Source organism: Streptomyces hokutonensis, from assembly GCF_042751305.1.
In the GTDB taxonomy this organism is placed as follows: domain Bacteria; phylum Actinomycetota; class Actinomycetes; order Streptomycetales; family Streptomycetaceae; genus Streptomyces; species Streptomyces hokutonensis_A.
Genome location: NZ_JBHYWD010000001.1, coordinates 1 through 22952 on the forward strand (window position 1 = coordinate 1; position 22952 = coordinate 22952).

Sequence of the window (22952 nt, forward strand, 5' to 3'; positions counted from 1 at the left end):
AAACGCCCGGTTACATTCCGAACCCGGAAGCTAAGCCTTACAGCGCCGATGGTACTGCAGGGGGGACCCTGTGGGAGAGTAGGACGCCGCCGAACTCCTTTTAGAGCTCCGGCTCTTGGGCACGCAGCCCAAGAGCCGGAGCTTTTTTGCGTTGGGGTAAGGTCAGGGGGCATCGTTGGCTCGTTTTCCCCACAGGAGGCCCCCGGGTGGAGGTCCAGGAGACCCGCGTCCAGACAGACCGGGTGCTCACCATCCCGAACATCCTCAGCATGGCGCGCCTCGTCGGCGTACCCATCTTCCTGTGGTTGATCCTCAGGCCCGAGTTCGGAGGCCCCAAAAGCGACGGCTGGGCGCTCCTGGTGCTGATGCTGAGTGGGATCAGCGACTACCTGGACGGTAAGCTCGCGCGGCGCTGGAACCAGATCAGCAGCCTTGGCCGGCTTCTTGATCCCGCCGCGGACCGGCTCTATATTCTCTCGACCCTCGTCGGACTCACCTGGCGCGAGATTCTGCCAATCTGGTTGACCGCGGTACTGCTGGCGCGGGAGCTGGTTCTGTTGGTAGTGGTGGGCGTCCTCAGGCGGCACGGCTATCCGCCGCTGCAGGTGAACTTTCTGGGTAAGGCCGCGACGTTCAACCTGATGTACGCGTTCCCGTTGCTGTTGCTCAGTGACGGAAGTGGATGGCTTCCGTCACTCGCAGCGATTTTCGGATGGGCGTTCGCCGGATGGGGTACAACGCTGTACTGGTGGGCAGGAGTCCTCTACGTGGTACAAGTCCGCCGCCTGCTGCGTGCGGATGACACGGCCGACTGACCTTGCCGATGGGGCGGTAACAGTCGCTCGATGGCCCGCTGAGCAAAAGTGCGGGACAATCTGGACTGGTGCAGTCGGCTAGACCGTCGTCTCTCAGAGGAGGACGCTTCCGACATGAAGGCCGTAGTGATGGCCGGAGGCGAAGGCACACGCCTTCGCCCCATGACCTCAAGCATGCCCAAGCCACTGTTGCCCGTGGTCAATCGACCGATCATGGAGCACGTGCTGAGGCTGCTCAAAAGGCATGGGCTCAATGAGACCGTAGTCACCGTGCAGTTCCTGGCTTCGCTGGTCAAGAACTACTTCGGTGATGGCGAAGAGCTCGGCATGGAGCTCTCGTATGCCAATGAGGAGAAGCCACTCGGTACCGCCGGAAGCGTCAAGAACGCCGAAGAGGCGTTGAAGGACGATGCCTTCCTCGTCATCTCCGGTGATGCCCTGACCGACTTCGACCTCACCGAACTGATCAATTTCCACAAGGAAAAGGGTGCGCTGGTCACTGTCTGTCTGACCCGGGTGCCCAATCCGCTGGAATTCGGCATCACCATCGTGGACGAAGAGGGAAAGGTCGAGCGTTTCCTTGAGAAGCCGACCTGGGGTCAGGTCTTCTCGGACACGGTGAACACGGGCATCTATGTGATGGAGCCCGAGGTCTTCGACTATGTCGAGGCCGACGTTCCGGTCGACTGGTCCGGCGATGTCTTCCCGCAGTTGATGAAGGAGGGCAAGCCGGTCTACGGCTTTGTCGCCGAGGGCTACTGGGAGGACGTCGGTACTCACGAGAGCTATGTGAAGGCGCAGGCCGATGTCCTGGAGGGCAAGGTCGACGTCGAGATCGACGGCTTCGAGCTGTCGCCGGGCGTGTGGGTGGCCGAGGGCGCCGAGGTGCACCCCGACGCGGTTCTCCGCGGGCCGCTGTACATCGGTGACTACGCCAAAGTGGAGGCCGGCGCCGAAATCCGTGAGCACACCGTCATCGGTTCGAACGTCGTCGTAAAGACCGGGGCCTTTCTGCACAGGGCGGTCGTGCACGACAACGTGTACGTCGGCCAGCACAGCAATCTCCGTGGCTGTGTCGTCGGAAAGAACACCGACATCATGCGAGCGGCCCGGATCGAGGACGGCGCCGTCATCGGTGACGAGTGCCTGATCGGTGAAGAATCGATCGTGCAGGGCAATGTGCGGGTCTACCCGTTCAAGACGATCGAGGCCGGCGCCTTCGTCAACACGTCGGTCATCTGGGAGTCCAGAGGGCAGGCGCACCTCTTCGGTGCGCGCGGTGTGTCCGGGATCCTGAACGTGGAGATCACACCGGAGCTGGTGGTGCGTCTGGCCGGCGCCTACGCCACGACCCTGAAGAAGGGCTCCACGGTCACCACGGCCCGCGACCACTCCCGAGGCGCCCGTGCGCTCAAGCGGGCGGTCATCTCCGCCCTGCAGACCAGCGCCATCGACGTACGGGACCTGGAGAACGTACCGCTGCCCGTGGCCCGGCAGCAGACCGCCCGGGGCAGTGCCGGCGGGATCATGATCCGGACCACACCCGGGGTGCCGGACTCCGTCGACATCATGTTCTTCGACAGCCAGGGCGCCGACCTCTCGCAGGGGAGTCAGCGCAAGCTGGACCGGGTGTTCGCGCGGCAGGAGTACCGGCGTGCGTTCCCCGGTGAGATCGGGGACCTGCATTTCCCCGCCAGCGTCTTCGACTCGTACACCGGGTCCCTGCTGCGCAATGTCGACACGACCGGAATTGCCGACTCCGGCCTGAAGGTCGTGGTGGACGCGTCGAACGGCAGCGCCGGGCTCGTGCTGCCCAGCCTGCTCGGCAAGCTCGGTGTGGACTCGCTGACGATCAACCCGGGTCTCGACGAGTCGAGGCCGACGGAGACCGCGGACACGCGGCGGTCGGGGCTGGTGCGGCTCGGTGAGATCGTGGCCTCCGCGCGGGCGGCGTTCGGGGTGCGGTTCGACCCGGTCGGTGAGCGGTTGTCGCTCGTCGACGAGAAGGGGCGGATCGTCGAGGACGACCGGGCCCTGCTGGTGATGCTCGACCTGGTGGCCGCGGAGCGGCGCAGCGGGCGGGTGGCGCTGCCGGTGACCACCACGAGGATCGCCGAGCAGGTGGCGGCCTATCACGGGACGCAGGTCGAGTGGACGACGACCTCGCCGGACGACCTGACAAGGGTGGGTCGCGACGAGACGACCATCTTCGGCGGCGACGGCAAGGCCGGTTTCATCATCCCGGAGTTCAGCAGTGTCTTCGACGGCGCCGCAGCCTTCGTACGACTCATCGGGCTGGTGGCGCGGACGCAGCTCACGCTGAGTCAGATCGATGCCCGGATTCCGCGGGCGCACGTCCTGAAGCGGGATCTCGCGACTCCCTGGGCCGTCAAGGGACTTGTGATGCGGCGGGTCGTAGAGGCGGCCGGTGATCGTTTTGTCGATACGACGGACGGTGTGCGGGTGGTGGAGACCGACGGGCGCTGGGTGATGGTGTTGCCGGACCCGGCCGAGGCGGTCACTCATCTGTGGGCCGAAGGGCCCGACGACGCTTCCGCGCAGGCCCTGTTGGACGAGTGGTCGGCGGTCGTGGACAGCGCCGGACGGTAAAACGCGCACCACGCGCGCGTGCCGGACATGCCTCCCCAAGGGGGCCTGTCCGGCACGCCGGTGGGGCCATTCGGAGGTACAGGCCACCACGTGCGACGATGTGCGGCATGCCGCAGCAGCCCCCCGTTCGGAGCACACCCACGCGCCCTGCGCGTCCGGACGCATCCATGTCGCTGCTCACCAACGTCATGGACCACAGCCTCGACGAGGGTTACGCCGAGGCCGCCGCCCGGAAGAAGGCCGCGGGCGCGAGCGGCATGCCGAAGACCCTCCGGACGAAGCTCGGTCTCGCCGCGGGCCTGGTGTTGGCGGCCCTTGTGGTGACCCTGGGAGCGGCGCAGGCGCGGGTGGCCGCCCCCGTGGTGGCCAAGGAGCGCCAGGAACTGATCGACCGTATCGACAAAGAGACCAAGTCGGCGGACAAGCTGGAAGGCTCTGTCGACACGCTCCGGGACGACGTGAGCGCGCGGCAGCGGGCGGCGCTGAAGACAAGCGGCGGCAGTGGCCAGGCGGACCTGGTGAGCATGCTGTCCGGTGCCACCGCGGTGCACGGCCCCGGTGTGAAGCTCGTCGTCGACGACGCGAAGGAAGCCAGCAGCGGCGGGGGCAACGACCCGCGCGAGACCGCGGACTTCTCCGACACCGGACGGGTACGCGACCGGGACATGCAGCGCGTGGTCAACGGACTGTGGGCGGCGGGTGCCGAGGCCATCTCCGTCAACGGGCAGCGGCTGACGGCACTGTCCGCGATCAGGGCCGCGGGCGACGCGATACTGGTCGACAACAGGCCACTGGTGCCGCCCTATACGGTGCTCGCGGTGGGGGACGGGAAGCGTCTGAGCACGAGGTTCCAGAACGGTGCCGACGGGCTCTATCTGAACGCTCTGGAAGACAACTACGGCATCAGGGCGACCATCGCCGTGGAGAGCGATCTCCGGCTGCCCGCCGCGCCGAGTGTGATCGTACGAACAGCACAGCCGAGAACTGAGAAGGGCACATCGTGATCGCCGTACTGGGCCTCATTGTGGGAGTGGTGGCCGGAATCCTGGTCCGGCCTGAGGTGCCGGTGGTTGTCGAGCCCTATCTGCCGATCGCCGTCGTCGCGGCGCTCGACGCCGTCTTCGGTGGTCTGCGGGCGATGCTCGACGGCATCTTCGACGACAAGGTCTTCGTGGTGTCGTTCCTGTCGAACGTGGTCGTGGCCGCGCTGATCGTGTTCCTGGGCGACAAGCTGGGCGTCGGCGCCCAACTGTCCACGGGTGTCGTGGTCGTTCTCGGGATCCGGATCTTCTCCAACGCCGCGGCCATTCGCCGGCATGTCTTCCGGGCGTGACGTCGATGAGCAACGAGGACGAGCAGCCGGAGAACAGGCTGCGCAGGGAACTGCCCGAAGAGGTACCGGCGTCTGCTTCTGCGGAGGCGCCGGTCGCCGAGGAGACGCCTGCTCCCACCGTCACGGGTCGGCAGCGGCTGGTGCAGGGGCTGTGGCCGCCGCGCGCCAGCAGGGCCCAACTCATCGTCGCCGTGCTGCTGTTCGGCCTCGGCTTCGGGCTGGCCGTGCAGGTCGCCTCGAACAGCAACAGCGACAGCGCGCTGCGTGGGGCCCGGCAGGAAGATCTTGTGCGCATTCTCGATGAACTGGACGACCGTACTCAGCGTCTTGAGGACGAGAAGCAGGGTCTGCAGAAACAGCGCGACGAGCTGGAGAACAGCTCCGACCAGGCCGAGGAGGCCCGCAAGCAGACGGCCGAGAAGGAGAAGCAACTCGGCATTCTGGCGGGCACCGTGGCCGCGCAGGGACCCGGCATCACGATGACCATCGACGACACGAAGGGAACGGTCGAGGCGGACATGTTGCTCGATGCGGTCCAGGAGTTGCGCGCGGCCGGCGCGGAGGCGATCCAGGTGAACGGCGTACGTGTGGTGGCCGGCACCTATCTGACGGACTCCGACAAGAGCGTGAGTGTCGACGGGAACAAGATCAACGCCCCCTATCGTTTCAAGGTCATCGGCAAGCCGCAGGATCTCGAACCGGCGCTCAACATCCCTGGAGGTGTGGTGCAGACTCTTGAGAAGGAGCAGGCCACGGTTACCGTCGGGCGGTCGAGCAAGATCGTTGTGGATGCCTTGCGGGCCGCGAAGCAGCCTGACTACGCTCGGTCGTCCTCCCGGTGAACCGGGGGTGCATGGGGGTCGTCCGGCGAGGGCATGAGGTTGCGGGGGGTCGACGCACTGATTGGGTGGTGCGTGGTGGAAACTGTCTGGTGGATACGGACGTTGTGAGGATGTCCGGGTCGACCGGTGTGTTCAATCAGGGTTCGTCCTGCCCCACGGGCGGGTCTGTTTCGGTCAAGGGGAATCGCCCGTGAAGTTGTTTGCGAAGTTGTTCGGCAAGAGTGCGAAAGAGAGCAGCGACAGTCAGACCGCTCGCCATCGCGCGCAACCGGACGCGGAGGGCCAGCGCCCGCTGTTCCGTGACCAGGTCGCTGGTCAGGGCGCGCCGTCGGTTGACCCTGCGCAGTCCGGCGACATAGGTTTCGGGCAACCGTCAACCTCAAGTACGGGTGGAGGGTTTTCCCCTATGTCGGCCCTGGTGTGTACGAGGTGCGGTAACCGCAACGCGGAGAACAGCCGCTTCTGTTCCAACTGCGGTGCGCCACTGCGCCCCGGCGTGACCCCGGAGCGTCCGTCCGAGACGACGTCCACGATCTCCATCTCCGGTCTCGAGGCCTACGACGCCGAGGTGACCGGCCAGACGCAGATGCCGACGCTCTCCCCGGAGGCGCAGGCAGCAGTCGACGCGCTGCCGTTGGGCTCGGCGCTCCTGGTGGTGCGGCGCGGTCCGAACTCGGGCAGCCGCTTCCTCCTGGACGGCGAGCTGACCACGGCCGGCCGTCATCCGCAGAGCGACATCTTCCTGGACGACGTGACGGTCTCGCGCCGTCACGTCGAGTTCCGGCGTGTTGCCGACGGTTCCTTCACGGTCGCCGACGTCGGCAGCCTGAACGGCACGTACGTCAACCGCGAGCGCATCGACTCGGTTCCCCTGGCCAACGGTGACGAGGTGCAGATCGGCAAGTACCGGCTGGTGTTCTACGCGAGCCAGCGGGGTTACTGACCCTCCCTCGGACTGGGTCCGGGGGATTCCCCCAGGAAGGTCCATGCTTCAAACACCGAGCGGCGGTGCCGGGCACGGTACCGCCGCCGCGGACACCGGGCTGATGAGCATCGGCACGGTGCTGAACACGCTGCGCGACGAGTTCCCCGAAGTCACCATCTCCAAGATCCGTTTCCTGGAGTCGGAGGGGCTCATCGAGCCGCAGCGGACCCCTTCCGGCTACCGCAAGTTCAGCCCCGCCGACGTAGAGCGCCTCGGCCATGTCCTGCGGATGCAGCGGGACCACTATCTGCCGCTCAAGGTGATCCGCGAGCACCTCGACGCCATGGAGCGCGGGGTGGCCGCCCCGCTGCCCACCGTAGGCCGTCAACGGGACGGCGAAGTCGTCCTGGAGCCCGTGGAGGGCCCCACGGCAGCCCGGATCGGGCGGGCCGAGCTGCTGGCCGCCGCCGGGATCGGTGAGCAGGAGCTCGACGAGTGGGAGTCGTACGGGCTCATCGCTCCGCTGCCGGACGGCGTGTACGACGCGGAAGCCGTCACCGTGGCCGGGCTCGTCCTGGAGCTCGGGCGGTTCGGGATCGAACCCCGGCACCTGCGCGCCATGAAGGCCGCCGCGGACCGTGAGGCCGGGCTCGTCGAGCAGGTGGTCGCGCCGCTGAAGCGGCACCGCAATCCGCAGACCAGGGCCCACGCGGAGGCCCGTACGAAGGAACTGGCGGGGCTCACGGTGAAGCTGCACGCCGCGCTGGTGCAGACCGCGCTCGGCGTGCGCCTGCCCTGAGCCGGGCGGGATTACGGCCGCCTGATCGGTCACCCGATCCCGGCCCGACTACCCAAACGTCCCGGGCACGGCCTAGGGTTGCTGTGTGAACGAGCTCGATGTCGTAGGTGTCCGGGTCGAAATGCCCTCCAACCAACCGATCGTGCTCCTGCGTGAAGTGGGAGGCGACCGCTACCTCCCCATCTGGATCGGGCCTGGGGAGGCGACGGCGATCGCCTTCGCGCAGCAGGGCATGGCCCCCGCACGACCGCTGACCCACGACCTGTTCAAGGACGTGCTGGAGGCCGTCGGCCAGGAGCTGACCGAAGTACGCATCACCGATCTGCGTGAGGGCGTCTTCTACGCCGAGCTGGTGTTCGCCAGCGGAGTCGAGGTGAGCGCCCGCCCGTCCGACGCCATAGCGCTGGCACTGCGCACCGGGACGCCGATCTACGGCAGTGACGGCGTGCTCGACGACGCCGGCATCGCGATCCCGGACGAGCAGGAGGACGAGGTGGAGAAGTTCCGCGAGTTCCTCGACCAGATCTCACCCGAGGACTTCGGGACCAACAGCCAGTGAGATCGACGGCCGGCAGAGAAATGCCGGCATTTGCCACCGGCGTGTGAGAGCGTCCTGCGGCCCCCCGCGAGCGCATTCGGCTAGCCTTTCCCCGCGGTGGGGTACGGGAAACCACTCCTAGGGTGATTATCACTCGGCGTGCCTAGCGTGGCGATCGTTGACGCACCCCTGGTGACTGCCTACCGTCGAGAAGGCAGGTCAAGGACGGAGGTCGGCGTGAGAAGCAGCGGCGACGGTACGGCTGGGGGTGCCCCGGAACGCAGTTTCGGGGACAGTGGCCCGTACCCGCTTCATGGCAGTGCGGCCGATCACGCTCCACATCGACCCACTGCCGTGCCGAGCAGCGGAGGGGCGACGTCCATGGCGTCCGAGCAGATCGGCTACCGGGGCCCTACGGCCTGTGCGGCGGCCGGCATCACCTATCGGCAACTGGACTACTGGGCACGCACCGGGCTCGTCGAGCCCAGCGTGAGGCCCGCACACGGGTCGGGTACGCAGCGGCTCTACAGCTTCCGGGACGTCGTCGTCCTGAAGATCGTCAAGCGGTTCCTCGACACGGGTGTGTCGCTGCAGAACATCCGCAGCGCCGTTCTGCACCTGCGGGAGTGCGACTTCCGCGATCTGGAGCGCATGACGCTGATGAGCGACGGCGCCACGGTCTACGAGTGCACCTCGCCGGACGAGGTCCACGCCCTGCTCCAGGGCGGCCAGGGGGTCTTCGGGATCGCCGTGGGCGTGGTGTGGCGGGACGTGGAGAGCGCCCTGTCGCAGCTGCACGGGGAGCGCGTCGACACCGGCGAGACGCTCGTCGGGGTCAACCCCGCCGATGAGCTGGCCAGGCGGCGCAACCGGGCCGTCTGAGGGCCCTGCGGGGGCCGTAGCGGGGCATTGTCAGTGGCGTAGGGCAGCATCGGAGATGTGAGAACCGCGCCCACGATCCTGCATCTCGACATGGATGCCTTCTTCGCCTCGGCGGAGCAGGCGTCCAAGCCGAGCCTGCGCGGGAAGGCCGTCGTCGTGGGCGGGCTCGGGCCGCGCGGTGTGGTGGCCACCGCTTCGTACGAGGCACGGGTTTTCGGGGTGAACTCGGCGATGCCCATGGCCCAGGCGCGCAGGCTCGCTCCGAACGCCGCGTATCTCGTGCCGCGCTTCGGGTTCTACCGGTCGATCAGCGAGCAGGTGATGGCGCTGCTGCGGGCGCTGTCGCCGCTGGTGGAGCCGCTGAGCCTGGACGAGGCGTTCGTGGACCTGGAGGCCGGCGAGGCGGCCTGGGACGCCGAGTCCGCGCGGCGGGCCGGGGAGCGGCTGCGCGCCGACATACGGGCGGTCACGGGGCTCACAGGCTCGGTCGGCCTTGCCGCCTCCAAGATGCTCGCGAAGATCGCCTCCGAGCGGGCGAAGCCCGACGGGCTGGTGTTGATCGAGCCGGGGAGCGAGCGGGCGCTGCTGGGACCGTTGTCGGTGCGCACGCTGCCGGGGGTCGGGCCGGCGACGGGCGACCATCTGCGGCGGGCCGGGATCACCACGGTCGACGAGATCGCCGAGGCGGGCGAGGACGAGCTCGTACGGCTGGTCGGCAAGGCGCACGGGCACGCGCTGTACGCCATGGCGCTGGCGCACGACGAGCGGCCCGTGGTGGCGGAGCGGGAGACCAAGTCGGTGTCCGTCGAGGACACCTACGACGTGGACATCCACGACCGGATCCGGGTGGGCCTGGAGGTGCAGCGCCTCGCCGACCGGTGTGTACGGCGGCTGCGGGGCGCCGGGCTGTCGGGGCGGACGATCGTGCTCAAGGTGCGGCGGTACGACTTCTCGACGCTGACCCGGTCCGAGACGCTGCGCGGGCCCACCGACGATCCCGGGGTGGTGCGGGAGGCCGCGGCGCGGTTGCTGGACTCCGTGGACACCACGGGCGGGGTACGGCTGCTCGGAGTGGGCGTCTCCGGGCTCGCCGACTACACGCAGGAGGACCTGTTCGCGCAGGCGGCGGGAGGGCAGGTCGACCTACTTGAGGAGGAGCACCCGGAGGAGGAAGAGGGCGGGGAGCGGCAGGCGCCCGTGGAGCGGCGCTGGCCTGCGGGCCACGATGTGCGCCACTCCGGGTTCGGGCACGGGTGGGTGCAGGGGAGCGGGCTGGGGCGGGTCACCGTGCGGTTCGAAACACCGGAGGATGCCGGGCCCGGGCGGGTACGGACGTTCCGGACCGACGATCCCGAGCTGGAGCCGGCGGAGCCGCTGCCGTTGGTGAAGCGGGACGCGGGTGAACTGGCCGCGGCATCAGGGCAGTTGGTGGCGCCGCACCCGGAGAATCGAAGACCCGCCGGCCCTTCCGCCGGGTCGGTTCAGGTGTCTTCCGAGCCCGCCAGTTTGCCGAAGTCGCGGTCCGGGAGGGAGGGCGGTGGGGCCACGTCGAGGCCGTAGTGGTGGTAGAGCTGGAGTTCCTGGTCGGGGGAGAGGTGGCGGCCCACGCCGAAGTCGGGGGCGTCCTTGATCAGGGAGCGGTCGAAGGGGATGTGCAGGGTGCCGTCGATCAGTTCGCTGGGCTCCAGGGGGACGAAGGCGTCTCTGGAGAACAGGCCGGTGCGTATGGCCGCCCACTCCGGTACACCGGTGGCGTCGTCGAGGTAGACCTCGTCGATCGTGCCGATCTTGGTGCCGGTGCGGTCGAACGCCTTGCGGCCGATCAGGTTGCGCGGATCGATATCGGTCTGCACGGGCCCTCCTCCTGGTCGCAACTCATTCGTAAACTCTACAAAAGAGCACAATCGGGCCGGTGGCCACTCGAAAGTTCGGCTTCACCGCTCGCTGGTAGGCTGGCGAGCGGCTGCTGACCCCGTGCGGGAGAGTCCTCCAGACTTCATCGGAGGCGCCGAAGGAGCAAATCCTCCCCGGAATCTCTCAGGCTCACGTACCGCACGGACGAGGTCACTCTGGAAAGCAGGGCGGGTGCCGGCGACGGCTCTCGCTCTCACCGACGGTGAAAGCCGGTGACCTTCGGGTGGCCGGTGAAGCTCTCAGGTTGAGATGACAGAGGGGGAGGCCGTCCGGGCACCCCACTGTCGTGGTGCCCTCGAAGGTCGTGTCCGACCAGGAGGCCTCCCAAATGACCGCCCCTCGCACTTCGCTCTCCGAGCTCGAACAGGGCATCCCGTTCGAGCAGCGCCACATCGGTCCCGACCAGGAAGCGCGCGCCAAAATGCTCGCGCAGGTCGGCTATGGCTCGCTCGACGAGCTCACGGCCGCCGCGGTCCCCGATGTGATCAAGAACGCCGACTCCCTGGACCTGCCGGGTGCCCGCACCGAGGCCGAGGTACTGGCCGAACTGCGTTCCCTCGCGGACCGCAACGAGGTCCTCGGTTCCATGATCGGGCTCGGGTACTACGGGACCTTCACCCCGCCCGTGATCCTGCGCAATGTCATGGAGAACCCGGCCTGGTACACGGCCTACACGCCGTACCAGCCGGAGATCTCCCAGGGGCGGCTCGAAGCCCTCCTCAACTTCCAGACCATGGTCGCCGACCTCACCGGGCTGCCGACCTCCGGCGCCTCCCTGCTCGACGAGGGCACGGCCGCGGCGGAGGCCGTGGCCCTGTCGCGGCGCATGGGCAAGAACAAGAAGGGCCTGTTCCTGGTCGACGCGGACGCGCTGCCGCAGACCATCGCCGTGATCGAGACCCGCGCCGAGCCGGCCGGAGTCGAGGTCGTCGTCGCCGACCTCAGCGACGGCATCCCGGCCGACATCGCCGAGCGCGAGATCAACGGCGTGCTCGTGCAGTACCCGGGCGCCTCCGGTGCCGTACGCGACCTCAAGCCGCTGATCGAGCAGGCGCACGCCCTCGGCGCCCTCGTCACCGTCGCCGCCGATCTCCTCGCGCTCACGCTGCTCAAGTCGCCGGGCGAGCTGGGCGCGGACATCGCGGTCGGTACGACACAGCGTTTCGGGGTACCGATGGGCTTCGGCGGGCCGCACGCCGGATACATGGCCGTGCGCGAGAAGTTCGCGCGCAGCCTGCCCGGACGGCTCGTGGGCGTCTCCGTCGACGCCGACGGCCACAAGGCCTATCGCCTCGCCCTCCAGACCCGCGAGCAGCACATCCGCCGCGAGAAGGCCACCAGCAACATCTGCACCGCCCAGGTGCTCCTCGCAGTCATGGCCGGCATGTACGCCGTCTACCACGGGCCCGAGGGGCTCAAGGGCATCGCGCGGCGGACGCACCGGTACGCCACGATCCTCGCCGCCGGGCTCACCGCCGGCGGTGTCGAGGTTGTGCACGGCGGCTACTTCGACACGCTGACCGCGCGTGTTCCGGGCCGGGCCGCCGAGGTCGTCGCCGCAGCCCGCGAGGACGGCGTCAACCTCCACCTCGTGGACGCCGACCAGGTGTCGATCGCCTGCGACGAGACCACCACGCGCGCCCAGCTGGCCGCCGTATGGACCGCGTTCGGGGTGGAGGGTGACATCGAGGCGCTTGACGCGTCCGCTGCGGACACGCTGCCCGAGGGCCTGCTGCGCACCGACGCGTACCTCACGCACCCCGTGTTCCGGGACCACCGTTCCGAGACCGCGATGCTGCGCTACCTGCGCAGGCTCGCCGACCGGGACTACGCGCTCGACCGGGGCATGATCCCGCTGGGCTCCTGCACGATGAAGCTCAACGCGACCACCGAGATGGAACCGGTCACCTGGCCCGAGTTCGGGCAGCTGCACCCCTTCGCGCCCGCCGAGCAGGCGCAGGGATACCTCACGCTCATCCGGGAGTTGGAGGATCGGCTCGCCGAGGTCACCGGGTACGACAAGGTGTCGTTGCAGCCCAACGCCGGTTCGCAGGGTGAGTTGGCCGGGCTGCTGGCGGTGCGTGGGTACCACCGGGCGAACGGTGACGAGCAGCGGACCGTGTGTCTGATCCCGTCGTCGGCGCATGGGACCAATGCCGCGAGTGCCGTGATGGCGGGCATGAAGGTCGTCGTCGTGAAGACCGCCGAGGACGGCGAGATCGACGTCGAGGACCTTCGGGCGAAGATCGAGCAGTACCGCGAGGAGTTGGCGGTGCTGATGATCACTTACCCGTCCACGCACGGGGTGTTCGAGGAGCACGTCGCCGACATCTGCGCGCAGGTCCACGAGGCCGGCGGGCAGGTCTACGTCGACGGCGCCAACCTCAACGCCCTTGTGGGGCTTGCCAAGCCGGGGCACTTCGGCGGCGATGTCTCACATCTGAATCTGCACAAGACGTTCTGCATTCCGCACGGTGGTGGCGGTCCGGGTGTCGGGCCGGTGGGCGTGCGCTCGCACCTCGCGCCGTATCTGCCGAACCATCCGCTTCAGCCTGCTGCCGGTCCTGAGACGGGCGTTGGGCCCATCTCGGCCGCTCCGTGGGGCTCGGCCGGGATTCTGCCGATCTCCTGGGCGTACGTCCGGCTCATGGGCGGCGAGGGGCTGAAGCGCGCCACGCAGGTGGCGGTCCTCAGCGCCAACTACATCGCCAAGCGGCTCGAACCGCACTACCCCGTGCTCTACACCGGGCCCGGCGGGCTCGTCGCGCACGAGTGCATCATCGATCTGCGGCCGATCAGCAAGGCGACCGGTGTCTCGGTCGACGACATTGCCAAGCGGCTCATCGACTACGGCTTCCACGCGCCGACCATGTCGTTCCCGGTGGCCGGCACGCTGATGATCGAGCCGACCGAGTCCGAGGACCTGATCGAACTGGACCGGTTCTGCGAGGCGATGATCGCGATTCGGGGGGAGATCGAGAGGGTCGGGGCGGGGGAGTGGCCCGCCGAGGACAACCCTCTGCGGAACGCGCCGCACACCGCTGCCGCACTGGGCGGCGAGTGGGGGCACGCCTACTCGCGCGAGGAGGCTGTCTTCCCGGCCGGTGTCTCCGTTGCCGACAAGTACTGGCCGCCGGTGCGCAGGATCGACCAGGCGTTTGGGGACCGGAACCTTGTGTGTTCCTGCCCGCCGTTGGATGCGTACGAGGACTGAGTTTTTGGGGCGCGGGTGCTCACGCTGGATATGAGTGGGTCTGGGTTGCCTTGACCGTTGCCCAGACCGACGCGCCCTGGTGCAGGTCCAGTTCCGCGGCTGCAGGCGTCGTCAGGTCTGCCGCCAGGGGGAGTTCGCCGGTCAGGTCTACGCGGATCTGGTCGCCGTGGGTTTCCAGGCCCGCTACCTCGCAGTGCCAGAGGTTGCGGGCGCTGGCGCCGGTCGGACGGTCCCGGAAGAGAGTCACCGCGCTTGGTGGGAACGCTACGAACACCTCGCCGGTCAGGTCCTCCGTGGTGGTGATCGTGGGGCCCGTGTCGAGCGTGACCGTGTGGCCGTCGGCGTTGCCCTTGTAGAGGTTGAGGCCGACCAGTTGGGCGATGTAGTCCGTGCGCGGGTGGCGGGCGATGTCGGCGGGTGTGCCCTGCTGGACGATCGTGCCCTGCTCGATCACCACCAGTCGGTCGGCCAACACCATGGCGTCCAGCGGGTCGTGGGTGACCAGGACCGCGACCGCCTCGAACTCGGCCAGGTGGCGGCGGAGTTGGGCCCGTACGGCCAGGCGGGTGCGGGCGTCCAGGGCTGCGAGGGGTTCGTCGAGGAGCAGGAGGCGTGGGCGGGTCGCCAACGCCCTTGCCACGGCTACGCGTTGGGCCTGGCCGCCGGAGAGTCCCCGGGGCTTGGCGCCCGCGTGCTCGGTGAGGTTCATCCTCTCCAGCCATTCGGCGGCGATGGCGCGGGACTCCGACTTGGTCGCGCCCTGGCAGCGCGGGCCGAAACCGACGTTGTCGAGGGCGGTGAGGTGCGGGAAGAGCAGGTAGTCCTGGAAGACGACGCCTACCGGGCGGGACTCCGGGGGCGTACGGTCCAACTCCGCGCCGTCCAGCCGTAGATGACCGTCCGTCAGGCCGACCAGGCCGGCCAGGGCTCGCAACGCGGTTGTCTTTCCGGCGCCGTTGGGGCCGAGGAGGGCGACTACGTCGCCGGGTGCGGCGGTCAGTTCGACGTCGAGGCGGAACGTGCCGCGGTCCACGACGAGATGGGCGTCGAGGCCCTTGACAGGTGTGGTCATGAGGTCGTCATCCAGCGGTCCCGGAGTCCTGCCAGGACCGCGATCGACACGGCCAGCAGGACCAGGCTGAGGGCGATCGCCGCCTCCGGGTCGTTCTGGAGGGCGAGGTAGACCGCCAGGGGCATGGTCTGGGTGCGGCCGGGGAAGTTGCCGGCGAAGGTGATCGTCGCGCCGAACTCGCCCAGTGCGCGGGCCCAGGCGAGTACCGAGCCCGCCGCGATGCCCGGGGCGATCAGGGGGAGTGTGACCCGGCGGAACGCCGTGAAGCGGGAGGCGCCGAGGGTCTGGGCCGCCTCCTCGTAGCGGGGGTCGGCGGCGCGCAGGGTGCCCTCGACGCTGATGACCAGGAACGGCATCGCCACGAACGCCTCCGCGACTACGACACCGGTCGTGGTGAAGGGGAGGGTGATGCCGAACCACGAGTCCAGCCACTGGCCCACGACACCGTTGCGGCCGAGGGCCAGGAGCAGCGCCACGCCGCCCACCACCGGGGGCAGGACCAGCGGGAGTGTCACCAGGGCCCGGACGACGCGGCGGCCGGGGAACTCCGTGCGGGCCAGCAGCCAGGCCAGCGGCACGCCCAGGACCAGGCACACCGCGGTCGCCAACGTCGCGCTCAGCAGGGAGAGTCGGAGCGCCTGCCAGACCTCCGTGCTGGTGAGCTGTGACGGCAGCGACCGCCAGGGGGCCCGGACCAGCAGGGCGAGCAGCGGCAGGAGCAGGAACGCCAGCCCTGCGAGCGCGGGTACCAGCAGGGGCAACGGCACCCCGCGTCCGGACATCCGGACGCGGCGACGCCGCGGGCCGCCGTTCAGGGTCTCGGCCGCGGCGTCGGAGGTGTCGAGCCGGGTCACGGCTTGAGGAAGCCCGCCGCGGACAGCACCTTCTGGCCCTCGGCGGACTGCACCAGCGCGATGAACGCCTTGGCGGCGACCGCGTTGGGCGCGTTCTTGAGGAGGGTGATCGGGTAGTCGTTGATGGCGTCGGCGGACTCGGGGAACTCCACGCCCTCCACCTTGTCACCTGCCGCGTGCACATCGGTCTTGTAGACGACCGCCGCGTCGGCCTCCTTCAGCACCACCTTGTTGAGGGCCGACTTGACGTCCTCCTCGTAGGAGACCGGGGTGAGCTTCAACTTGCTTGCGGTGAGCGCTTTTTGGGCCGCCGCGCCGCACGGCACCGTCTTGTCGCAGAGCACGACCTTGAGCGAGGACTTGGTGAGGTCCTTCAGCGAGGTCACCTTGTCGGGGTTGCCCGGCAGCGTGGCGATCTCCAACTGGTTGCGCACGAACGTGGCCGGCGTGCCGACGCCGTCGCCCTTGTCCGTGACGATCGCCATGGTCTTGGGGCTCGCGGCGGCGAACACGTCGGCCGGGGCACCGCTGGTGATGCTCGCGGCGAGGGTGTCGCTGCCGGCGAAGTTGAAGGTGACCTTGGTGCCGGGGTGCGCCGTCTCGAACTCCTTGCCCAGGGTGGTGAAGGACTCCTTGAGGGAGGCGGCGGCGAAGACGGTGACGGTGCCGGACATCTTCGGGGACGCGGACGCCGAGGTGCCGGATTTCGAGGAGGAGGAGTCGTCGCTGGAGGAGCAGGCGCTCAGGGCCAGCAGCGCGGCGGCTCCGGCCCCCGCAACCTGCAGGGTCCGGCGGGTCCGACGCGCGGAACGGGTCATCACGGTTCTACTCCTCTGATTCTGCCGATAAGGGGTTGTCGCGCCCTTGCCCGGCCGCAACGGCCGTGTCGCGATGATACTGCCGCATATGCAAGGTGTAGGTCTCCTGTCGCATCGCATGAGCTGCGCTATTCGCTTGCGGGGTGCGCATGTGCGTTTGTACGGGAGTGCCGTCCGGGTACCACATTCCGGGAGGTGATGGCTCGTGACGCTCGCGCAGCTCGACCTGACGGGGGACCTCGCCCGGCCCGCCCGGCTGACCGTGCCGGACCTGCTGAACTGGCCGCTGCACCGGGTCCGGGTCAGCTTCGAGTGCGCCACCAGCGGCACCCAGGTCCACCGCTTCGCCGGACCACGGCTCTACGACGTCCTGTCCGCGGCCGGTCCCGGCTTCGACCCCGTCCGCCGCAAGGACCGGTTGCGCTTCCTCATCGCGGTGAGCGGTACGGACGGGCACCACGCGCTGCTGTCCTGGGCCGAGATCGATCCCGACTTCGCTCATGCCCCTGTTCTGCTCGCCGTGAGCATCGACGACACCCCGCTCGACCGTGCCGGGCCGCAACTGGTGCTACCGCAGGACCGTTGCGGGGCCCGGCACATCAGTGGGATCAGCGCGATACGGGTGGACGGGGGGTACGGTGCGGCGAGTCGGCCAGTGCCGGCCACACCCGGTCGCGGGTCGGCGGAAGTTCGGTGAAGCGGATCCCTGTCGCGTCCCGCAGGGCGTTGGCGAAGGCGGGCGCGACCGGGTTGAAGGGGCTCTCGCTCATCGACTTCGCGCCCAACGGGCCGATGGCGTCCGCCGTTTCCATGAAGTGCACCTCGGTGCGCGGCACGTCCGCGTACTGCGGCAGCCGGTAGCGGCGGAAGGCGGCCGTCTGCACCGCTCCCTGCTCGTCGATGCGGACGTTCTCGAAGAGGGTCGCGCCGAGCGCCTGGGCGACCCCGCCCTCCACCTGACCCCGGCACTGCATCGGGTTCATCACCTTGCCCGCGTCGGCCGCGCGCACACTGCGCAGGATGCGGATCTCACCCGTGTCCGGGTCCACGGCGACCCTGAACCACTGTGCGTCGAAGGCCACCGAGCGCGGGGTGCCGCCGAAGTGCCCGTCGGCGGCGAACTCCACCCCGACCGCCGCACCCGCCGCGTGCAGCTCCTTCAACGACAGTCGGCGACCGGGATGCAGTACGGCCTCCTCCGCCAACCGGCAGTCCGCGCGGGGAAGTTGCAGATGGGCGGCGGCGAAGTCGAGCAACTGGTCGGCGAGAGCGCGGGATGCGCGCAGGGTGGCCTTGCCCGCCACCACCGTGCCTGTCGACGCGAAGGCGCCCGTGTCATGGCGTACGACATCGGTGTCTGACTGGCGGACGGTGATCCGGTCGGCGGGGTGGCGAGTTCGCCGGCGGCGATCTGGCGGTGGACGGCACGCGCTGCCGGACGGCGTGCGGGGGCGGCTGAGCCGGATGGCCGCGCAGGGCGCCGGCCCGGAGGCGATCGTGGCGACGGCCTTCGCTCACCTCGAACGGGCCGTCGCGTACGTCCTCACGCCGTCCGGGCGGACGGTCGCGGCGACTCCGGGCGCGGTTGCGATATCTGCGCGGGAGGCCACAGGTCTGCTGGCGGAGGCCCTGCCCGTCGACGCCGACGGGGTCTCGCCGTACGAGCGCTGGCACCTCTGCCTTCCCGACCCCGACGACGCCCCGCCGCGCATGCTGCACGAGTTGGCCTCGGTACGGGGGCGCTGCCAGGAGGCGCGGGTCCGGTCGCGGGCCGAAGAGCGGCAGACGGCGGACGAGTTGGGGGCGCTGCTCGCCGTGCCGGGTGCGGATCCTTCGGCCGTGGCGACGGCGCTACGGTCCTGTGGGCTGCCGGAGGAAGGGCCGTACCGTGTGCTCGTCGCGGAGACCGGGGCCGAGCGGGCGGGGCTGGCGGAGGGGGCGTTGGCGGAAGTGGTCGCGCATGCGGGGGCGGGGGATGCGGCCGTAGGACGGTTGCCGGACGGAACCGCGTTCGCGGTCGTGACTCAGGGGGAGGCCGAGGCGAAGGATCTCAACGGGGCGTTGGCGCAGGCGCGTTACGCGCTCACCTCTGCGCGCGGCATCGCGCACGGTGGTTCCGTGGTCACCGACGCCTCGGCGCTCATCGGGCTCGACGCGCTGCTCACCGGTGTGCCGACCGAGGTCCGTACCGCCTTCAGCCGGACCGTTCTCGGTGAACTGCGGGGCAACGCAGTCCTGTTGGAGACCCTGGAGACCTTCCTCGCCTGTGACGGCTCCTGGGCGCGGACCGCGGAGGCGCTGCATCTGCACGTCAACTCCGTGCACTACCGCATCGGTCGTATCGAGCACTTCACCGGGCGCGACCTCTCCCGCCTCTACGACCGACTCGCCCTGTGGGCGGCCCTGTTGCGCCGGACGGACAGCGCCTAGCCTGCACGTCACAGGGGAGGTCAGGGATGCTGTTGCGTCAGCTGGAGTACCTCGTCGCGCTCGCCCGTGAGCGGCACTTCGCGCGCGCCGCGGCGGCCTGCTATGTCTCGCAGCCCTCGCTGTCGGCCGCGATCCGGCGCCTGGAGCATGAGTTGGACGTGCCGATCGTACGGCGCGGCAGACGGTACGAGGGGCTGACCCCGGAGGGCGAGGTGGTGCTCGCCTCGGCGCACCGCATCCTGGCCGAACGGGACGCCCTGCACCAGGAGTTGTCCGTCCTGCGCGGCGGCCTGACCGGCACGCTGCGGCTGGGCGTGGTGCCGACCGCGCTGCCCGCCGCCTCCCTCCTCACCACCCCGTTCTGCGAACGGCATCCCCGGGCCCGGGTCGCCCTGGAGTCGCGGTCGTCCGTCGACATCCTGCACGGGCTCGCCGAGTTCGAGCTGGACGCGGCGATGACGTACCTGGACGACGACAGCCTGCGCAACGTCCGCCGCTTCCCGCTCTACGAGGAGCGGTACGTCCTGCTGACCCCGGTCGAGGGGCCGCTCGGCGGTGTCAGCAAGGCCAGTTGGGCGCAGGCGGCCACACTCCCGCTCTGCTTGCTCAACTCGCGGATGCGCAACCGCCGCATCATCGACGAGTGTTTCGCGGCCGAGGGGGCGACGGCCTCCCCGGCTATCGAGTCGGACAGTGTCGCCGGGCTCTACACGCTGCTGCCCGGCGGGCGTTGGTCGAGCGTGATCTCGCACGCGTGGCTGCACATGTTCGACGTACCGGAGGGGATGCGGGTGGTGCCGCTGAACGGGCCCGCGCACGGGCCCCGGGTCGGACTGGTCGTCGCCCGCACCGAGCCCCGATCCGTGCTGGCGGAAGCCCTGTTGAAGGTGGCGCGGGAGGCGGGCGTACGCGACGCGCTCGACGAGCTGCTGCACACCTACCTGGGCGACGGGCGCTGATAGACGCGGGCTATCCGGGCATAGCAACGTTCGCTTTGACCAGGGCGATTCACTCCGAGGATCGTGAAGTGCACCTTCCGACAACGGAGTTGAGGAGCCGCGACATGGCCAAGGTTCTCTGTGTCCTGTACGACGACCCGACCGACGGATACCCGACCTCGTACGCCCGTGACGACCTGCCCGTGATCGACCACTACCCGGGCGGCCAGACCACCCCCACCCCCGAGGCGGTCGACTTCACCCCGGGGCAGCTCCTCGGCAGCGTCTCCGGTGAACTCGGCCTGCGCGCCTACCTGGAGGGCGCCGGGCACACCCTGGTCGTCACCTCCGACAAGGACGGCGAGGGCTCGGTCTTCGACCGGGAACTGGTCGACGCCGACATCGTGATCTCGCAGCCGTTCTGGCCCGCGTATCTGACCTCCGAGCGGATCGCCGCCGCGAAGAACCTCAAGCTCGCGGTCACCGCCGGCATCGGCTCCGACCACGTCGACCTCGACGCGGCGATCTCCCACGGCGTAACGGTCGCCGAGGTGACGTACTGCAACAGCATCAGCGTCGCCGAACACGTCGTGATGATGACGCTGTCCCTGGTGCGCAACTACCTGCCGTCCCACCAGGTGGTGCTCGACGGCGGCTGGAACATCGCGGACTGCGTGGCCCGTTCGTACGACCTCGAAGGCATGCACGTCGGGACGGTCGCCGCCGGGCGGATCGGGCTCGCGGTGCTGCGGCGGCTCGCGCCCTTCGACGTGAAGCTGCACTACACCGACCGGTACCGGCTGTCCGAGGACGTCGAGCGGGAGTTGGGGCTGACCTGGCACGAGAGCGCCGAGGACATGGTGCCGCACTGCGACGTCGTCACGATCAACGCGCCGCTGCACCCGGAGACCGAGGGGCTGTTCGGCGACAAGCTGCTCGCGCAGATGAAGCGCGGCGCGTATCTCATCAACACCGCGCGGGCGAGGATCGTCGACCGGGACGCCGTCGAACGGGCGCTGCGCAGCGGGCAGTTGGCGGGTTACGCCGGTGACGTGTGGTTCCCGCAGCCCGCTCCGGCGGACCACCCGTGGCGCACCATGCCGCACCACGGGATGACCCCGCACATCTCCGGTTCCTCGCTGTCGGCGCAGGCCCGGTACGCGGCGGGCACCCGGGAGATCCTGGAGGCGTTCTTCGCCGGGCGGCCGATCCGCGACGAGTACCTGATCGTGGACGGGGGAGCGCTGGCGGGGACCGGCGCGCACTCCTACTCGGTCAACAAGTGACGCGGTGACCGACGGGGGCCGCCGCACGCCTCACACGCGGTCGATATGTACGTTCGTCGACTTCACGCGGGCGGTGGCCTCCATGCCTACCTCCAGGCCGAGTTCCTCGACCGCCTCCCGGGTCAGCAGCGAGACCAGCCGGTGCGGGCCCGCCTGGATCTCGACCTGCGCGGCGACGTCGCCGAGCTTGATCGCGGTGACGATGCCGGGGAACGCGTTGCGCACCGAGGTGTAGGAGGTGCCCTCCTCGACGACGCCCGCCTTCGCCAACTCGACCGAGAACGCGGCCAGATCGACACCGTCGATGAGCCGCCGGCCGCCCTCGTCGCGGTGGGTCGTCACCCGGCCCGCGTCCGCCCACCGGCGCGCGGTGTCCGGACTCACGCCGAGCAGCCGCGCCGCCTGGCCGATTGTGTAGGACTGCATACGCGCCACCCTAGGGGCAGAAACGGAAGTCGGTGGACGGGGGGTTGACCCTGGGGTATAACGCGATATAGCGCAGGCCGTCGATCGGGGTGAGGGTATGTCGGGTGAGCTGACGAGCACGACCGGGTTGAGGGCCTCGCATGCGGACCGGGACCGCGTCGTGGACGTGCTGACCGGCGCGGCCGGCGACGGGCGGCTGACCGCCGAGGAACTCGACGAGCGCGTCGAGGCCGCCCTGTCCGCCCGCACGCTCGGGGAGCTGGCGGTCCTGACGGCCGACCTGCCGGTGGTCGCCGGCCCGACTCCGGTCGAGGTGAAGGACGTCGCTCGCATCGAGCAGAACGGCGGCTCGACACGGCGCGGTGACGGCTGGGTGGTGCCGCGCCGGCTGGAGATCCAGTCGCGCCTGGGCGATGTGACGCTCGACTTCACGCAGGCGGTGATCACCCAGGCCACGCTGCGCGTCGACCTGGACATGCACCTCGGTTCGCTACGGCTGCTGCTCCCGCCGGGCGTCGTCGTCAACACCGACGACCTGGTGCTCAACTACAGCAAGGTCAAGACGCGCGGACCCGGTGACCCGGACACTCCGGTCGGACTGCGGATAGAGATCGTCGGGCAGTTGGGGTTCGGCAAGGTCCTGATACGCCGGACGCGGCGCAAGGTCAGGAAATCCCCGACGCCCTGAGCACCGACCGGGCCGTCTCGTCGTCGATCAGATGACCCAGGTGACGCCGGACTTCGGTGCCCTGGCGCAGTGTGCCGCGCTCCATCGAGTGCCGTATGCCCGTGTCCAGTTCGTGCCAGAGGAGGGGGTTGGCGACCAGCACCCGAGGGTCCAGTTCGAGCCACTGTCCGTACGTGTCCCGCAGGACCAGGCGCGCGGAGACATCGCCGTACTGCCGTACGGCCGTCAGCGCGTCCGTGTGCACCGTACGGCGCAGCAGCGGGCTGTCCACGGTGAGCCAGCCGGGGCCCGCGGAGACGCGGTGCGGGAGCAGCACGGCGCAGAGCGCCGCCGACATGGCGAACCACAGCAGCGCACGGGTGAGGGTCAGGGTTCCGGCGTTCCAGTCGACCAGCAGGGTCATCACGAGGAAGCCGAGCGCGCAGCCCGCCGCCAGCCGGGCGTCGCCGCGCCAGTGGCGGTCGCCGGCCGGGTCCGGTGGTGGGGTGCTGTGCCGCATGAGGCCGACCGTAGGCCGCCCCGGGCCCGACGCGCGGGCCCCTGACGGGCCTCTTACGCTGCGGGACCG

The 22952-nt window shown here is 69.4% G+C and carries 22 protein-coding genes, 1 rRNA gene, 1 pseudogene and 1 riboswitch; of the genes and pseudogenes, 17 read left to right on the forward strand and 7 right to left on the reverse strand.

Annotation, left to right across the window (positions count from 1 at the left end; all coding sequences use genetic code 11):
• From rrf to ACFXC1_RS00055, 11 genes are all read left to right on the forward strand, one after another.
• A 5S ribosomal RNA gene (rrf, locus tag ACFXC1_RS00005) occupies nt 1-95 on the forward strand; the annotation flags it as partial.
• Nucleotides 96-206: 111 nt separating this feature from the next.
• Complete coding sequence (locus tag ACFXC1_RS00010; protein ID WP_381236582.1) at nt 207-815, forward strand: CDP-alcohol phosphatidyltransferase family protein; 609 nt, start codon at nt 207-209, stop codon at nt 813-815.
• A gap of 114 nt (nt 816-929) precedes the next feature.
• Nucleotides 930-3425: a mannose-1-phosphate guanyltransferase gene (locus ACFXC1_RS00015; RefSeq protein ID WP_019075736.1), complete on the forward strand. Its 2496-nt coding sequence runs from the start codon at nt 930-932 to the stop codon at nt 3423-3425.
• Nucleotides 3426-3592: 167 nt separating this feature from the next.
• Entirely contained in the window at nt 3593-4429 is an 837-nt protein-coding gene (locus tag ACFXC1_RS00020; RefSeq protein WP_381236586.1) for a DUF881 domain-containing protein, read from the forward strand.
• On the forward strand, nt 4426-4758 hold the full coding sequence (locus ACFXC1_RS00025; RefSeq protein WP_019059351.1) for a small basic family protein: 333 nt from the start codon (nt 4426-4428) through the stop codon (nt 4756-4758). Before ACFXC1_RS00020 ends, ACFXC1_RS00025 begins: the two co-directional genes overlap by 4 nt.
• A 5-nt stretch (nt 4759-4763) precedes the next feature.
• Nucleotides 4764-5600 carry a DUF881 domain-containing protein gene (locus ACFXC1_RS00030; protein ID WP_019075738.1) on the forward strand — a complete coding sequence of 279 codons (837 nt, stop codon included), beginning with the start codon at nt 4764-4766 and terminating at the stop codon, nt 5598-5600.
• A 61-nt stretch (nt 5601-5661) separates the two neighbouring features.
• On the forward strand, nt 5662-6543 hold the full coding sequence (locus tag ACFXC1_RS00035; protein ID WP_381236590.1) for an FHA domain-containing protein: 882 nt from the start codon (nt 5662-5664) through the stop codon (nt 6541-6543).
• Nucleotides 6544-6586: 43 nt separating this feature from the next.
• Nucleotides 6587-7324: a transcriptional regulator FtsR gene (ftsR, locus tag ACFXC1_RS00040; protein ID WP_381236593.1), complete on the forward strand. Its 738-nt coding sequence runs from the start codon at nt 6587-6589 to the stop codon at nt 7322-7324.
• 85 nt (nt 7325-7409) lie between these two features.
• On the forward strand, nt 7410-7883 hold the full coding sequence (locus ACFXC1_RS00045) for a bifunctional nuclease family protein (RefSeq protein WP_006123076.1): 474 nt from the start codon (nt 7410-7412) through the stop codon (nt 7881-7883).
• Between the two features lie 216 nt (nt 7884-8099).
• The gene (locus tag ACFXC1_RS00050) at nt 8100-8744 is read left to right on the forward strand and encodes a MerR family transcriptional regulator (RefSeq protein ID WP_093624310.1); all 645 of its coding nucleotides are present in this window, start codon (nt 8100-8102) and stop codon (nt 8742-8744) included.
• Between the two features lie 57 nt (nt 8745-8801).
• Nucleotides 8802-10304 (forward strand): DNA polymerase IV, encoded by a 1503-nt coding sequence (locus ACFXC1_RS00055; RefSeq protein ID WP_381236597.1) that lies wholly within the window; start codon nt 8802-8804, stop codon nt 10302-10304.
• Here ACFXC1_RS00055 and ACFXC1_RS00060 read toward each other — a convergent pair.
• Complete coding sequence (locus ACFXC1_RS00060) at nt 10226-10597, reverse strand: PRC-barrel domain-containing protein (RefSeq protein ID WP_381236600.1); 372 nt, start codon at nt 10595-10597, stop codon at nt 10226-10228. The two genes, ACFXC1_RS00055 and ACFXC1_RS00060, sit on opposite strands and share 79 nt — an antisense overlap.
• Nucleotides 10598-10711: 114 nt before the next feature.
• Nucleotides 10712-10807: riboswitch (glycine riboswitch) on the forward strand.
• Between the two features lie 179 nt (nt 10808-10986).
• On the opposite strand from ACFXC1_RS00060, the gene gcvP reads away from it, so the two are divergent.
• Nucleotides 10987-13872, forward strand: a complete 2886-nt coding sequence (gene gcvP / locus ACFXC1_RS00065; RefSeq protein WP_381236603.1) for an aminomethyl-transferring glycine dehydrogenase — start codon at nt 10987-10989, stop codon at nt 13870-13872.
• 19 nt (nt 13873-13891) lie between these two features.
• Here gcvP and ACFXC1_RS00070 read toward each other — a convergent pair whose 3' ends face one another.
• The 3 genes from ACFXC1_RS00070 to modA are packed head-to-tail and all read right to left on the reverse strand — an operon-like array spanning nt 13892 to nt 16616.
• Nucleotides 13892-14944: an ABC transporter ATP-binding protein gene (locus ACFXC1_RS00070; RefSeq protein ID WP_381236606.1), complete on the reverse strand. Its 1053-nt coding sequence runs from the start codon at nt 14942-14944 to the stop codon at nt 13892-13894.
• The gene (locus ACFXC1_RS00075; RefSeq protein WP_381236609.1) at nt 14941-15798 is read right to left on the reverse strand and encodes an ABC transporter permease; all 858 of its coding nucleotides are present in this window, start codon (nt 15796-15798) and stop codon (nt 14941-14943) included. The genes ACFXC1_RS00070 and ACFXC1_RS00075 overlap by 4 nt, the downstream gene beginning before the upstream one ends.
• Nucleotides 15795-16616: a molybdate ABC transporter substrate-binding protein gene (modA, locus tag ACFXC1_RS00080; RefSeq protein ID WP_381236612.1), complete on the reverse strand. Its 822-nt coding sequence runs from the start codon at nt 16614-16616 to the stop codon at nt 15795-15797. Before modA ends, ACFXC1_RS00075 begins: the two co-directional genes overlap by 4 nt.
• A gap of 205 nt (nt 16617-16821) precedes the next feature.
• Between modA and ACFXC1_RS00085 the strand changes: the two genes are divergently transcribed.
• A complete protein-coding gene (locus tag ACFXC1_RS00085) occupies nt 16822-17313 on the forward strand; it encodes a molybdopterin-dependent oxidoreductase (protein ID WP_026179593.1) in 492 nt (163 codons plus the stop codon).
• Here ACFXC1_RS00085 and ACFXC1_RS00090 read toward each other — a convergent pair.
• Nucleotides 17225-18039: pseudogene (locus tag ACFXC1_RS00090) on the reverse strand (xanthine dehydrogenase family protein molybdopterin-binding subunit); the annotation flags it as partial. The gene ACFXC1_RS00085 and the pseudogene ACFXC1_RS00090 overlap by 89 nt on opposite strands.
• Nucleotides 18040-18080: 41 nt before the next feature.
• Here ACFXC1_RS00090 and ACFXC1_RS00095 point away from each other — a divergent pair.
• From ACFXC1_RS00095 to ACFXC1_RS00105, 3 genes are all read left to right on the forward strand, one after another.
• Entirely contained in the window at nt 18081-19046 is a 966-nt protein-coding gene (locus ACFXC1_RS00095; protein ID WP_381236616.1) for a PucR family transcriptional regulator, read from the forward strand.
• Nucleotides 19047-19072: 26 nt separating this feature from the next.
• Nucleotides 19073-20005, forward strand: coding sequence for a LysR family transcriptional regulator (locus tag ACFXC1_RS00100; RefSeq protein ID WP_381236619.1), 933 nt, complete (start codon nt 19073-19075; stop codon nt 20003-20005).
• Nucleotides 20006-20109: 104 nt separating this feature from the next.
• The gene (locus tag ACFXC1_RS00105; protein WP_381236622.1) at nt 20110-21270 is read left to right on the forward strand and encodes an NAD-dependent formate dehydrogenase; all 1161 of its coding nucleotides are present in this window, start codon (nt 20110-20112) and stop codon (nt 21268-21270) included.
• A gap of 30 nt (nt 21271-21300) precedes the next feature.
• On the opposite strand, the gene ACFXC1_RS00110 is transcribed toward ACFXC1_RS00105, so the two are convergent.
• Entirely contained in the window at nt 21301-21696 is a 396-nt protein-coding gene (locus ACFXC1_RS00110) for a TOBE domain-containing protein (RefSeq protein WP_381236625.1), read from the reverse strand.
• A gap of 97 nt (nt 21697-21793) precedes the next feature.
• Here ACFXC1_RS00110 and ACFXC1_RS00115 point away from each other — a divergent pair, with 97 nt between their 5' ends.
• Nucleotides 21794-22384 (forward strand): DUF1707 SHOCT-like domain-containing protein, encoded by a 591-nt coding sequence (locus tag ACFXC1_RS00115; protein ID WP_381236628.1) that lies wholly within the window; start codon nt 21794-21796, stop codon nt 22382-22384.
• On the opposite strand, the gene ACFXC1_RS00120 is transcribed toward ACFXC1_RS00115, so the two are convergent.
• Nucleotides 22362-22883, reverse strand: coding sequence for a hypothetical protein (locus tag ACFXC1_RS00120; protein ID WP_381236631.1), 522 nt, complete (start codon nt 22881-22883; stop codon nt 22362-22364). The genes ACFXC1_RS00115 and ACFXC1_RS00120 overlap by 23 nt on opposite strands.
• Between the last annotated feature and the right edge of the window lie 69 nt (nt 22884-22952).